Origin of the sequence: Yersinia rohdei ATCC 43380 (assembly GCF_000173775.1) — a bacterium.
GTDB classification, from domain to species: domain Bacteria; phylum Pseudomonadota; class Gammaproteobacteria; order Enterobacterales; family Enterobacteriaceae; genus Yersinia; species Yersinia rohdei.
The window spans coordinates 433,778-445,828 of the sequence record NZ_ACCD01000001.1; the positions used below are offsets into that span (position 1 = coordinate 433,778).

The following is a 12,051-nucleotide window of genomic DNA, read 5'->3' on the forward strand; positions in this document are numbered from 1 at the left end:
AGTTTTTACTTTTCCTCGCGGCTGTGTGTAACCAGCCAACAATTGTGGATCTGACGATTACGGGCAAAGTCTTCAGATTGCGTTTGCGCGGTTATTTCTTTTGCTTCCAGCCCCAACGCGGCTATACCGGCCAAATCCATCTGGAAACCGCGCTTATTGTTAGAGAACATGATTGTCCCCTGGCGGCGCAGTAACCGTTTCAGTTCTTTCATCAGCACCAAATGATCGCGCTGAACATCAAAGGTGGTCTCCATACGCTTGGAGTTAGAGAACGTCGGTGGATCGATAAAGATCACATCGAATTGCTCATCAGTGTTGCTAAGCCAAGATAAACAATCAGCTTGAATCAAGCGGTGTTGCCCGCCCGTTAAGCCATTAACCCGCAGGTTTTTCTCGGCCCACTCCAGATAAGTACGCGACATATCGACCGTGGTCGTACTGCGTGCGCCCCCCAGCCCTGCATGAACACTGGCAGTACCGGTATAAGCAAACAGGTTAAGGAAATCTTTACCCTGACTCATTTTACCTAGCATCTGACGTGCAAGGCGGTGGTCAAGGAATAAACCAGTATCGAGGTAATCAGTCAGGTTAACCCATAGCTTGGCGTTATATTCATTCACCAGCAGGAATTCACCTTTCTGTGCCAATTTCTCGTATTGGTTTTTACCTTTCTGGCGCTCGCGCGTTTTCAACACCAACTGATTAGAAGGCAACTCCAACACTGCCAGAGTGGCATTAATCACATCAAACAAGCGCTGACGCGCTTTTTGTGCATCAATTGTTTTAGGCGGGGCATATTCCTGCACCACGACTTTGCTACCATAACGATCGACTGCTACGTTGTAATCTGGCAAATCAGCATCATACAAACGATAGCATTCGATACCCTGCTGTTTTGCCCACTTATCCAGCTTTTTCACGTTTTTTCGCAGGCGATTGGCATAATCCTCTGCCACCTGAACACCACTCGCACCCAGTGGATTCGCCGCTAACTGATAGTTTTTCTGTACACAATCTAGCGGGCCATTCTTAGCTTTAAATTCGCGTTCGGCGCGCAATTGTAAGCAGCTCAGCAATTCTGGAGAAGCACTGAACAGTGACAAGCGCCAGCCTCCGAAATGGCTTTTCATGATGCGGCCCAGCATATTATGCAGTGCAATCAAGGCCGGTTCACTTTCTAGTCGCTCACCATAAGGTGGGTTACTAATCACTGTACCTACCGGCCCTTCCGGTAATGGATTCACCAGCTTACTGACATCATTAGCATTAAAAGTAATGAGTTCTGAGACCCCAGCACGGCGGGCGTTGGCGCGCGCCATTTCAATCACTCGGCGGTCAATATCTGAACCAAAGAAGCGGGACGCCGTCTCTTGCAGACCACGACGAGCACGTACTTGCGCCTCGGTAGTCAATTCACGCCAAAGCTCTTCGTTAAATGCATTCCAGGCGGTAAAGCCCCAATGTCCGCGATGCAAGCCCGGTGCACGATCAGATGCCATCATCGCGGCCTCTATCAGCAAAGTCCCGGAGCCACACATAGGGTCAACCATTGGCGTGCCTAACTGCCAACCAGAACGCTGAATAATGGCTGCCGCCAGGTTTTCTTTCAACGGAGCCTGACCGGTCAGGTCACGATAACCGCGCTGATGCAGCCCCTCACCGCTAAGATCGAGCGCCACACTGGCCATATCGCGTTGCAAAAATACATTTACCCGGATATCCGGTTGCTGTTTTGCCACTGTCGGGCGCTGATCCAGCTTGCGGGTAAAGCAATCCACGATGGCATCTTTAACTTTTAATGCACCATACTGACTGTTACGGATTTCCTCATTCACACCGCTAAAATGCACGGCAAAGGTTTTATCCACACCAAAAATTGATGTCCAGTCAATTGCCTGCACCCCAAGGTACAAGTCTAAGTCACTGTAAACTTTGAATTCGTTGAGCGGTAGCAAGATGCGTGAAGCCAGTCGACTCCACAGCAGGCTTTGGTACATGAGTCGATCGTCGCCCTGAAAATGTACCCCACCCTGTACTATTTTACAGTCGTGAGCGCCCAGCGCTTCGAGTTCGCTTTTTAACAGTTCTTCCAGTCCACGCGCCGTGCTGGCAAACAGAGAGTTCATATCGCACTATCACCAAAAAGAAAATTGTTGCGCATTATAGCTAATCCCAGCAGCTTGTCATAAAGTTGCTCTCTCTAATTTAATACTCGCACGGAGACAATGGTGATAACCCTCTCCCGACTTTACGTTCATCCGGTAAAATCTATGCGCGGCTTGCAGCTTTCTCATGCCCAAGTCAGCAGCAGTGGGCTGGCCTTTGACCGCGTATTTATGATTACCGAACCGGATGGCACTTTTATTACTGCGCGCCAATATCCGAAGATGGTTATGTTTACCCCGGCATTAATGCCAGAGGGTTTATATCTCACTGCGCCCGATGGCGAGAGTGCCAGTATCCGCTTTAATGATTTTTTAGCCAATGCCGAACCGACCGAAGTTTGGGGAAATTATTTTACTGCGCTAATTGCACCACCCGCGATCAACACCTGGCTCAGTAACTATTTTCAACGCGAAGTACAATTACGCTGGCTTGGGCCCGAGTTAACCCGTCGGGTAAAACCCATGCCGGAAATTCCGCTTTCTTTTGCTGATGGCTTCCCTTATTTATTGATTAATGAAGCTTCCTTTAAAGAATTACAACAACGTTGCCCGAGCAGTATTAAGCTAGAACAGTTTCGCCCAAATTTATTGGTGACCGGAGCCCAGGCATTTGCCGAAGACAGTTGGCAAGTAATCCGAGTCGGTGATATTACTTTTGATTTAGTTAAACCCTGCAGCCGCTGTGTACTCACCACCGTCAGTGTGGAGCGCGGGCGCAAGCACCCTACGGGTGAGCCATTACAGACATTACAGACATTCCGAACCGCTGAAAATGGTGATATCGACTTTGGCCAGAATATGGTGGCCAGAAACAGCGGAATTATTCGAGTTGGGGATGAAGTAGAAATTCTGTTAACCAAACCCCCTCGGCCCTACAGCGCCGGAGTGGTAGTTGAAAGCCTCGCTGTACCGCAAGAACAATCCAAAGCTGTATCCATTGAATATAATGGCATTCGCTTTAATGGTAATAACCAACAGGTTTTATTGGAGCAACTAGAGCAACAGAATATCCGTATTCCTTATTCTTGCCGAGCTGGGATATGTGGCAGTTGCAGAATTACATTAATCAATGGCGATGTCGCACCTTTAAAACAAAGTGCCATTGGCAATGATGGGACGATTCTTTGTTGCAGTTGTATACCCAAAGGAGACATTACTCTCAGCGGTAAATAAGCAGGCCAAGTATACCCAATAGATTTCAAGATTCAGGACGGTTTTAACTAGGATGCAAATCTTACGAAAATAGATTTGAACAGCGCTGACAACGAGCTGGTAGAGCTAAAGCCCACGGACGGGCCAAATCATACCCTAATGATAATTTTTGCAAATTCAAGCACAAAGGAAGGGTATTACATCGCCCGGTCATAGACAGGTGTGTTATAGCTATTTTCGATAATTAAAGGTAACAAACGGTCATTCATTATCTTTATCGCATCGCCCAATATTAACTGACGCCCTGCTAATACCACCTGAGGTTGCGCTAATAAACACAAACTGGCGGAGTCGCCAGACTCGACTATTAACAAATTCATCTCTTCGCCACTGTCCAATATTTTTACTACGGCCAGCTCAGCATTTTTTGGGGTCCACACTTTTGGCTGCTGTGCAAAATACCAACTTTTGGGCATTAATGGTTTTAGAAAACGAAATGCGACCAGAGCATTTAATATCAATTCTGAACGTTGCTCATGGCTCATTTTAATTTGGCGGCATTGATCTTCAAATTCAAAATAAAGTGCAGCATCATCAACACAAAATACAGATTCAGCGAAAGCATCAGGTGTCAGCATTTTTGACGGGAAGCGCGAGCGAAATATCATACCATTAGCTAAATCCAACATAAGTCGGTCGTGTTCAGTATCAAAATACCAACGCCATTTATCGTCTGGTTTAATCCGCATATTTTGTCCTTTCCCCACCATGCTGCCAACATCATTGACTCAATGACTGAGTTTCTGCTCATTAAATGAAAATAATTTGATATAAGGTTTTTGGTGTATATTTATTCCATAGGTACAAAATATAGACGAGCTGGGGGAATAAATAAACCCCCAGGCAAGTAAAGAAGATAAATAATTAGATATGAGTAACAATATTCTTAATCAAACCTGGCCCACGGAAGATAAATCCGGAATAGATTTGAATCAATGAAGCACCTGCTGCCATTTTTTCACGTGCCGCAGTTACGGAGTCAATTCCACCCACACCAATAATAGGTAACCGCCCTTGCAGTTCTTGCGATAAGCGGCGAATCACTTCGGTGCTGCGTAATTGTAATGGCCGGCCACTTAAACCACCGGCTTGCTCGCAATAATTTAATCCCTGAATTAAGGAGCGATCTAAAGTTGTATTAGTGGCAATAACACCATCTATATTATGGCGAACCAAGCTATCAGCTATTTGGATCAATTCTTCTTCAGTTAGATCCGGCGCGATCTTTACCGCGACCGGAACATACTTGTGATGCCGCTGATGTAATTCAGTTTGTTTATTTTTAATTGCCGCTAACAAATCATCCAGCGCTTCACCATACTGTAAAGATCGTAATCCCGGCGTATTTGGTGAAGAAATATTAATCGCAATATATCCGGCATAAGGATAAATTTTATCCATACAAATCAAGTAATCTTCTTTCCCTTGCTCTACCGGAGTATCTTTATTCTTGCCAATATTAATACCTAAAATACCGCCAAAATGTGATTTCTTGACGTTTTCAATTAAATTATCAACACCACGATTATTAAAACCCATGCGGTTGATCAAACCTTCGGCTTCAACGATCCTAAATAGCCTTGGTTTATCATTACCTGATTGTGGCCGAGGTGTCACAGTCCCGACTTCGATAAAACCAAACCCCATCGCCCCCAAAGCATCAATACACTCACCGTCTTTATCCAAACCGGCAGCCAGACCTAATGGATTTTTGAATGACAATCCCATACAGCTTACTAATTTAGTTGGTACAGATTGACGAACCAAAAATTCAAGCGGTGTGCCGGTGATTCGTTTTAACTGCTGGAAAGTAAACTCATGGGCACGTTCTGGGTCAAGCTGGAATAATGCTTTTTTGACGAGAGGATAGTACATGTAATCTCCTGAGCGAGCGATGACAAGCCGTTGATGCGGGAATGGTAAGTTCATCTTTCAGGAAAGTAAACGTTTGCGAAGTTAAGCCAGGCAAAAAGTAATGTCGCGTTTACTGGCAACATGTCTACGGCTCAGAGCGCAAGTAGCAAATAAATATATTGTAAATATGCCCTTATGGGCCCGAACAGGCTTCACTTCACCAGTTCGACTCACCAAGGTTTGCCCGCTATCTGAAGGGAATTTCTGACTTAGACAGAAATAACCAGAGGGCAGTAATGCCCCCTGACTATTATGTAAAAACTGACTTAGGCAGCCAGTGCCTTGGTTATCTTCTCGTACAAATCACCGGATAGATTTTCCAGCATTTTCAACTGTTCCAATGCCTGCCGCATTAAAGCTTGACGCCCAGAATCATAGCGTTTCAAACGAATCAATGGTTCAATCAAGCGAGCGGCAACTTGTGGATTGCGAGTATTCAAGTCACTCAGTATTTCTACCAGGAATTGATAACCGCTACCATCTGCGGCGTGGAATGCAGCCGGGTTACCGGAGGCAAAACTACCAATCAGCGAACGAGTTCGGTTCGGGTTGCTCAAACTAAATGCAGGGTGTTTAAGCAATCCGCGCACCTGCGCCAACACATCCGCAGCAGGACTTGTGGCTTGCAGAGCAAACCATTTATCCATCACTAAACCATCATGATTCCAGCGCACATCAAAGGCGGCCAGCAACTCATCCCGACAAGGCAGTTGTGCAGCCACGGCCGCGGCTAATGCTGCCAACGAGTCGGTCATATTATCGGCTTGATGATATTGCGAAGAAACCAGCTTATTAGCAAATTCTTCATCACCAAACGCCAGATAATACAAGCATGTATTACGTAATGCCCGCTTGGCAATGTCACTGTGCTCAATACGATAGACCGATGTTATATTCGCCACATAGACCGCTAACAGTTCATCAGATAATTCATTCGCTAAACAACGAGTTATCGCTTCATGTACCGCACTGATTGCTTGTGGATCAATAGTGGTGAACAGTTCTGCAATTTCATTTTCTGACGGCAAAGTCATTATCTGCGCCGCTAAAGCGGGATCAAGATTTTCATCAAGCAATATTGCGCGGAAAGCATCTGCCACGTGGTTTGGCAATGTCAGCGGCTGTTTCTGTTGGTATTTAGCAACATTAAGTTTGATATAAGTTGCCAGCAAGCTTTGCGCCGCATCCCAACGGGAGAATTCATTGCGCGCATGCTGCATCAGGAAAGTCAGTTGCTGATCACTGTAGGTGTAGTCCAGTTTAACTGGAGCAGAAAACTCGCGTAATAGTGATGGTATTGGCGTGTGTTCGACATTATCAAAAGTAAAGGTTTGCTCAGACTCCGTCACATTCAAAACATGGTGAACCGGCAAACCATTTCTCTGTAATGCGATGACATTGCCTTTACTGTCATATAGCTCAATATCCAATGGAATATGCAGCGGCAGTTTTTCCGGCTGATCTGCCGTTGGCAATGTTTTCTGGCTGACGTGCAAATGGTATTGCTGATTTTCGGCATCATAATCATCGCGCACCGTCAGTATCGGTGTACCTGATTGGCTATACCAGCGGCGGAATAAAGACAAGTCGACATTAGAGGCATCTTCCATTGCCTGAACAAAATCATCGCAGGTTGCGGCACTGCCATCATGGCGTTCAAAATAGAGTTGCATACCGGCCTGGAATTGCTGCTCACCCAGTAACGTGTGCATCATTCGAATAACTTCTGAGCCTTTTTCATACACAGTCAAGGTGTAGAAGTTGTTCATTTCGATGACTTTATCTGGCCGAATGGCGTGGGCCATCGGGCTGGCGTCTTCCGCAAATTGCGCCGCGCGCATTACCCGCACGTTTTCAATACGATTAACCGATCGTGAACCTAAATCAGAACTGAACTCCTGATCACGGAAAACGGTTAACCCTTCTTTCAGACTTAATTGGAACCAATCGCGGCAAGTAACCCGGTTACCTGTCCAGTTATGGAAATATTCATGTCCAATAACGGCTTCAATATTCAGATAGTCTTTATCTGTCGCTGTTTCTGCTTTTGCCAGAACATACTTTGAGTTGAAGACATTCAACCCTTTATTTTCCATCGCACCCATGTTGAAGAAATCAACTGCAACAATCATATAGATGTCGAGGTCATATTCCAGACCGAAACGGGTTTCATCCCATTTCATGGAGTTCTTCAATGAGGTCATCGCCCAATCGGCCCGGTCTAAATTACCGCGGTCAACAAAAAGCTCCAGCGCAACTTCGCGGCCAGAGCGGGTAATGAACTTATCACGTAATACATCAAAATCACCGGCAACTAACGCAAACAGGTAGCAAGGTTTAGGGAATGGATCTTCCCATTTAACCCAATGGCGACCATCATCCAGAGATCCCTGCCCCACAGGGTTGCCATTAGACAATAAATAAGGATAGAGCGATTTATCAGCAACAATACGGGTAGTAAAACGCGCCAGCACATCAGGGCGGTCTAAATAATAGGTAATATGGCGGAAACCTTCGGCTTCGCACTGCGTACAGAGTGCTTCACCAGAAAGATACAATCCTTCAAGTGCACTGTTGGTCGCGGGATGGATATCATTTACGATTGTCAGTGTGAAATGCGCGGGTAATTGCTCAATTACCAGTAAATTGTCCTGCAGTTGATAATGTGGCCATGCTTGCCCATCAACACTAATGCTGATTAATGTGAGATCTTCACCATTTAGAACCAGCGGCACCCCGTCTGTTCCCTGACGTTTTACTTTACTGACCGCTGTAACCGTCGTTTTTTGCGCATCCAGTGCGAAGTCCAGATCGATATCGGTAATAGTGTAATCCGGCGATTTATAATCGTGACGGTATTTAACTTGCGGCTGTTGTGTCATAGAAACCCTTTTGACGTCATCAATGAATATGATTATCAGGTCTGTATGGTGATTGTTTGGGCTCAAGAACCTTGGTTCCAAAGCAGTAACCTTGAGTTCAAAGCACTGCTGTCAGTGACTTTTCCCCAGACCCAGATAGATTTTCAATGTATCACAATTGTGAAAAAAACCTAGTTGAGAACCCATGCTATTACGGCAAATTGAGTATTGAACGCCTATTTTTCGAGCCCACTCGCAAGCTGATTGTCTTATTGCAATTCATGAGTGACAAACCGTCGATTTAATCGACGTTAGCCTTGCTAACAACATAATATGCCGCTATCCAGTAGACTGGGGGTGCCTATAATTGCGACTCATTGTCTATATTCTACCCAGCTAATAACCTTATATATATTAAGGTAATGTGCGTTTTATTATCTAACCACCTAAAAAACTGTCATTTATTGCACAATAGTTTTAACAAAAGTGCCGCTTTACTGATAATGGCACGTTTAATCCTAGACCTCCGATTAGCATTTATGGTGTGATGAGGCTTCAATAACAGGATAATACCGGTATACTCCTGCGACTTTTAGATTACGCCGACTGTGGAAAATGCTCCTACGAGGATGCTGTATAGCGCCATGACCCAAGACGCCTCACCGATTTTGACTTCATTGCTTGATACGGACGCTTATAAGCTTCATATGCAACAAGCAGTGTTCCATCGTTATCGCCAAATTACCGTTGCCGCTGAGTTCCGCTGCCGCAGTGATGAGCTGCTGGGCGAATATGCCGACGAAATACGCCAGCAAATAATGCTGATGAGCCAATTGGCTTTGACCGATGATGAGTTTATCTATCTTTCAGGTTTACCTTTCTTTCAAAATGACTACCTGAACTGGCTAAGGGATTTTCGTTTTAACCCGGAGCAAGTCACCGTCTCAGACAATGCCGGTAAATTAGATATTCGTATTACTGGGTTATGGTGCGAAACCATTTTATGGGAAGTGCCATTACTGGCAGTAATTAGTGAAATCGTTCATCGTCGTCGTTCTGTGCATGTCACTGCCGCTCAGGCTGTCTCGCAACTGCGCAGCAAACTTGTGCAATTTAAAGCGCTGAGTGCTGATATCGATATTTCTCACTTTAAGTTAATGGATTTTGGTACCCGTCGCCGCTTCTCGCGCGAGATACAGCACGCGATTGTTAGTGACTTAAAAGACGAGTTCCCCTATCTGCTTGGCACCAGTAACTATGATTTGGCTCGCAAGTTATCTTTAGCACCGGTCGGAACTCAAGCTCATGAATGGTTCCAAGCTCACCAACAGATAAGCCCGGTTTTAGCCAATAGCCAACGCGTTGCTCTGCAAGTTTGGTTAGATGAATATCCCGACCAGCTTGGGGTCGCATTAACCGACTGTATTACTATGGATGCTTTCCTGCGCGATTTTGATGAAACTTTCGCTAATCGTTATCAGGGATTGCGGCATGATTCGGGTGACCCGGTCGAATGGGGTGAGAAAGCTATCGCCCATTATGAAAAACTGGGTATTGACCCAATGAGTAAAACGCTCGTGTTCTCCGATAATTTAGATTTGGAGAAAGCCTTATCGCTCTATCGCCATTTCTATCAGCGAGTTAAGTTGGTATTTGGTATTGGTACACGCCTGACCTGTGATATTCCAGGTGTCCAGCCACTTAATATTGTTATTAAGCTGGTGGAGTGCAACGGTAAACCGGTAGCCAAACTTTCCGATAGCCCAGGAAAAACCATTTGCCACGATCCCGCTTTTGTTGCTGAGTTACGTGAAGCATTTGCCCTGCCACTGGTAAAAAAAGCCAGCTAACTTACCGCCTGTACAGTTCAATAGCCGTGGCTAAAACAGCCCGGCTATCCGCACTATCAGGGTGCTTTTTATCCCCGCTTATTCCCACGATTTAACTTAGCCTCTATTTATGTCGTCTTTATTTAAGCTAACAATAGAAATGTTGCACTTATCTGGTGATTTCTACTTGTGTCCTGCACCGCCGCAAGTAACATAGGAACATCCCCATTTTGTTGGGCTGTTAACTATTTTTACACCCAAAGAACTTGGCGTGGTAGGTAGGCCGCAGGCGAGCTAATCCCAATGAACTTACACAGGTAAGTGATTCGGTCGAGTAAACCTGGCGAACACCACTGCAACCTCAAGTGCGAAGGCGTTTATATCAAAACTATTAAAGAGAGAAATTTATGAGCGTAGTGCCTGTAGTCGACGTACTGCAAGGCCGTGCTGCGGTTGACAGTGAAGTCACCGTACGCGGTTGGGTGCGTACCCGGAGAGATTCTAAAGCGGGTATCTCCTTCGTTGCCGTTTATGACGGTTCCTGCTTTGACCCGTTACAGGCCGTCGTGAATAATACTTTGCCAAATTATCAGGATGAAGTGCTGCATCTGACCACTGGCTGCTCCGTAGAAGTCACGGGGACAGTGGTTGCCTCACCGGGTGAAGGCCAAAGTTTTGAAATTCAGGCAACCGCTATCAAAGTGGTAGGCTGGGTGGATGATCCCGATACCTATCCAATGGCAGCCAAGCGCCACAGTATTGAGTATCTTCGTGAAGTCGCGCACTTGCGCCCACGGACTAACCTGATTGGCGCGGTAGCGCGTGTTCGCCATACCCTGGCACAAGCTATTCACCGTTTCTTCGATGAAAATGGTTATTTCTGGGTTTCTACCCCATTAATCACCGCGTCAGATACCGAAGGTGCCGGTGAAATGTTCCGCGTGTCCACCTTGGATTTGGAAAACATCCCGCGCACTGATACTGGCGCTGTCGATTTCAGCGAAGATTTCTTCGGTAAAGAAGCTTTCCTGACGGTTTCCGGCCAGTTAAACGGTGAAACCTACGCCTGCGCGTTATCAAAAGTTTACACTTTTGGCCCAACTTTCCGTGCAGAGAACTCCAACACCAGCCGCCATTTGGCTGAGTTCTGGATGGTTGAACCCGAAGTGGCTTTCGCTTCATTAGATGATGTCGCCGGTTTGGCCGAGAAAATGCTGAAATACGTTTTCCAGGCGGTGCTGAACGAACGTGCTGATGACATGAAATTCTTTGCTGAACGTGTAGATAAAGATGCTGTAGATCGTTTACAACGTTTTGTTACCTCTGACTTTGCTCAGGTTGACTATACCGATGCCATTGAGATCTTACTGGCGTCAGGTCAGAAATTTGAGAATGATGTGTCCTGGGGTATCGATTTGTCTTCAGAACATGAGCGCTATTTAGCTGAGCAACACTTTAAAGCGCCGGTGGTGGTTAAGAACTACCCGAAAGACATCAAAGCATTCTATATGCGTATGAATGAAGACGGTAAAACCGTGGCGGCGATGGATGTACTCGCACCAGGTATCGGTGAAATCATCGGTGGGTCACAACGTGAAGAACGTTTGGATGTGCTTGATGCGCGTCTGGCAGAAATGGGCCTCAATAAAGAAGATTATTGGTGGTATCGTGATCTGCGTCGCTACGGCACTGTGCCACATTCAGGTTTTGGCCTTGGATTTGAGCGTTTGATCTCATATGTAACAGGGGTTCAAAACGTTCGGGATGTAATTCCATTCCCACGCACTCCAAGAAATGCCAGTTTCTAAATTTATTATTTAGAAAAAAATATATTTTGTATAAAAAAAAGCCAGCTCTGCTGGCTTTTGTCATTTTTTAAAGTTCGATCTATGTCACAAAGTTCCCTTAAATTTACATCTTGTAACACATAGTTTCTCAATGAAACATATTCAGGCAATTGGTAGCATTTTCGGTGTGGATTATAAGGTCTACGAATGGAACACTGCGTTCAGACACAGACGACACCAAACTCTCAACAATAGTTCCAAAAAAATTATTGGCGGCAGTGGC

General features: G+C 45.6%; 7 protein-coding genes. 3 read left to right on the forward strand and 4 right to left on the reverse strand.

Features of this window, described 5'->3' with window-relative positions:
- Positions 1 to 5: 5 nt before the first annotated feature.
- Entirely contained in the window at positions 6 to 2,126 is a 2,121-nt protein-coding gene (gene rlmKL / locus YROHD0001_RS15185) for a bifunctional 23S rRNA (guanine(2069)-N(7))-methyltransferase RlmK/23S rRNA (guanine(2445)-N(2))-methyltransferase RlmL (protein WP_032815994.1), read from the reverse strand.
- A 99-nt stretch (positions 2,127 to 2,225) separates the two neighbouring features.
- On the opposite strand from rlmKL, the gene YROHD0001_RS15180 reads away from it, so the two are divergent.
- Complete coding sequence (locus YROHD0001_RS15180) at positions 2,226 to 3,338, forward strand: YcbX family protein (protein WP_072100546.1); 1,113 nt, start codon at positions 2,226 to 2,228, stop codon at positions 3,336 to 3,338.
- A 176-nt stretch (positions 3,339 to 3,514) separates the two neighbouring features.
- Here the strand turns inward: YROHD0001_RS15180 and YROHD0001_RS15175 are convergent, their stop codons facing one another.
- The 3 genes from YROHD0001_RS15175 to pepN all read right to left on the reverse strand — a co-directional run bounded on the left by YROHD0001_RS15175 (position 3,515) and on the right by pepN (position 8,173).
- Positions 3,515 to 4,066, reverse strand: coding sequence for a cell division protein ZapC (locus YROHD0001_RS15175; protein WP_032815996.1), 552 nt, complete (start codon positions 4,064 to 4,066; stop codon positions 3,515 to 3,517).
- Positions 4,067 to 4,241: 175 nt separating this feature from the next.
- Positions 4,242 to 5,252, reverse strand: a complete 1,011-nt coding sequence (gene pyrD, locus YROHD0001_RS15170) for a quinone-dependent dihydroorotate dehydrogenase (protein WP_032815998.1) — start codon at positions 5,250 to 5,252, stop codon at positions 4,242 to 4,244.
- A 305-nt stretch (positions 5,253 to 5,557) separates the two neighbouring features.
- The gene (gene pepN, locus YROHD0001_RS15165) at positions 5,558 to 8,173 is read right to left on the reverse strand and encodes an aminopeptidase N (protein ID WP_004713300.1); all 2,616 of its coding nucleotides are present in this window, start codon (positions 8,171 to 8,173) and stop codon (positions 5,558 to 5,560) included.
- Between the two features lie 623 nt (positions 8,174 to 8,796).
- On the opposite strand from pepN, the gene pncB reads away from it, so the two are divergent.
- Both pncB and asnS read left to right on the forward strand, forming a co-directional pair.
- Positions 8,797 to 10,002: a nicotinate phosphoribosyltransferase gene (gene pncB / locus YROHD0001_RS15160; protein WP_032816055.1), complete on the forward strand. Its 1,206-nt coding sequence runs from the start codon at positions 8,797 to 8,799 to the stop codon at positions 10,000 to 10,002.
- Between the two features lie 386 nt (positions 10,003 to 10,388).
- Complete coding sequence (gene asnS / locus YROHD0001_RS15155) at positions 10,389 to 11,789, forward strand: asparagine--tRNA ligase (RefSeq protein ID WP_032816000.1); 1,401 nt, start codon at positions 10,389 to 10,391, stop codon at positions 11,787 to 11,789.
- Positions 11,790 to 12,051 lie beyond the last annotated feature (262 nt).

Excerpts from the sequence above, each read along its gene's own strand:
- rlmKL (WP_032815994.1), bottom strand. The coding sequence starts at position 2,126 with ATGAACTCTCTGTTTGCCAGCACGGCGCGTGGACTGGAAGAACTGTTA.
- YROHD0001_RS15180 (WP_072100546.1), top strand. The coding sequence starts at position 2,226 with ATGGTGATAACCCTCTCCCGACTTTACGTTCATCCGGTAAAATCTATG.
- YROHD0001_RS15175 (WP_032815996.1), bottom strand. The coding sequence starts at position 4,066 with ATGCGGATTAAACCAGACGATAAATGGCGTTGGTATTTTGATACTGAA.
- pyrD (WP_032815998.1), bottom strand. The coding sequence starts at position 5,252 with ATGTACTATCCTCTCGTCAAAAAAGCATTATTCCAGCTTGACCCAGAA.
- pepN (WP_004713300.1), bottom strand. The coding sequence starts at position 8,173 with ATGACACAACAGCCGCAAGTTAAATACCGTCACGATTATAAATCGCCG.
- pncB (WP_032816055.1), top strand. The coding sequence starts at position 8,797 with ATGACCCAAGACGCCTCACCGATTTTGACTTCATTGCTTGATACGGAC.
- asnS (WP_032816000.1), top strand. The coding sequence starts at position 10,389 with ATGAGCGTAGTGCCTGTAGTCGACGTACTGCAAGGCCGTGCTGCGGTT.